Origin of the sequence: Halomonas flagellata, assembly GCF_022487945.1 — a bacterium.
In the GTDB taxonomy this organism is placed as follows: Bacteria; Pseudomonadota; Gammaproteobacteria; order Pseudomonadales; family Halomonadaceae; genus Halomonas; species Halomonas flagellata.
In genome coordinates, this window is record NZ_JAKVPY010000148.1 from 1 (window position 1) to 528 (window position 528).

Annotated in this window: 1 protein-coding gene; it reads right to left on the reverse strand. The window is 55.9% G+C overall.

All coding sequences use genetic code 11. From position 1 onward, the window contains the following. Positions 1 to 528 (reverse strand): transposase (locus MKP05_RS22085; protein WP_240570178.1); only part of this gene is annotated, 528 nt, incomplete at both ends.

A 528-nucleotide genomic window follows, 5' to 3' on the forward strand; every position in this document is an offset into this window, starting at 1 on the left:
GCTCCAGGGCAGTTTCACCCCCAACACGCGGCAAAGGGGGCGGAGTTCCCCATAGAGCCACTCCAAGGATTCCCAGAGCAGCTTGGTGCTCGTTGGGTAGCGCACCTCGCTCTCGTAGCAGGTAGCATCCACCACGGCTTTTTCCGCCTCATCGATACAGGGCCTCCAATGGGTGTAGAACACTTTTTCCAGGGTATCGATATCCAGCACTTTGGACACCTCACAGCGGATCTGGCTCACGATCTTGTAGTTGGTGATCCGTTCAAGCCCCAAATGGAGGTCACAGAAAAACTGGTAATCGATGTTGCTGTTCAGCTGCTCGATGAGCTTCCGGTCCGAACAGCCCGCATAGTGCTTTAAAAACATCAGGGCGATCCGCCCACGGGGGCTGAACATCATCCGGGTGCCACGGCCGGATTCTTTCAGGCCAAATCCCTTGACCATGGCCTCCCAGGGGATGGCTTGGTAAATCTTGCCCAGGTCGCTCTCAAAAAAGCGCTCTTGGTAAGCCGTTAACTCTTCGGTGGG